The sequence below is a fragment of the Polaromonas sp. P1_G2 genome (assembly GCF_056405515.1).
The window spans coordinates 1-463 of record NZ_JBFUBY010001087.1 but is presented as its reverse complement, the minus strand read 5'-3'; the positions used below and the strand labels follow the sequence as shown (position 1 = coordinate 463).

Sequence of the window (463 nt, the reverse complement as noted above, 5' to 3'; positions counted from 1 at the left end):
GCCGGTGACACTGGAAGAGCTGTCGGCCGAGTTCGACATCAGCCGCGAGCGCGTCCGCCAGATCGAAGTGCGCGCCTTCGAAAAGGTCCAGGATGCGGTCCGCCAGGCCGCGCTGGACCAGGCCAAGGCCCTGCGCGTGGTCGAAACGGTGAATTGATCCGCGTTTTTTAAGAATGCAAACGCCGTCCGGTCGGGAGATCGGGCGGCGTTTTTGTTGTGCGCCCAGCATGGGCGCATTCTTGTGGGTGGAAGTCCCACCGTAAGCTGGTCATGGCGAGCGAAGAGAAGCGCAACTGCGGAAGGGCGACTGACCGTGGGGAGGAAGCGTGGATCGAAYCTGCGGGCCGATGGACAAGAACCGGATATGAGGCGATGCCGATCAGGGCGAGCGGGCAACGAACCGCGAAGCTCTTGTGACCAAGGGTCGGTGGCGTAAATCCGGCGGTCGTGCAGGGAAGGAGTG

At 63.0% G+C, this 463-nt stretch carries 1 protein-coding gene; it reads left to right on the top strand.

Annotated features, from left to right (window positions below; translation table 11 throughout):
• Positions 1–4: 4 nt before the first annotated feature.
• The gene (locus tag AC1D0P_RS29180) at positions 5–157 is read left to right on the top strand and encodes a sigma factor-like helix-turn-helix DNA-binding protein (RefSeq protein WP_477679926.1); all 153 of its coding nucleotides are present in this window, start codon (positions 5–7) and stop codon (positions 155–157) included.
• Positions 158–463 lie beyond the last annotated feature (306 nt).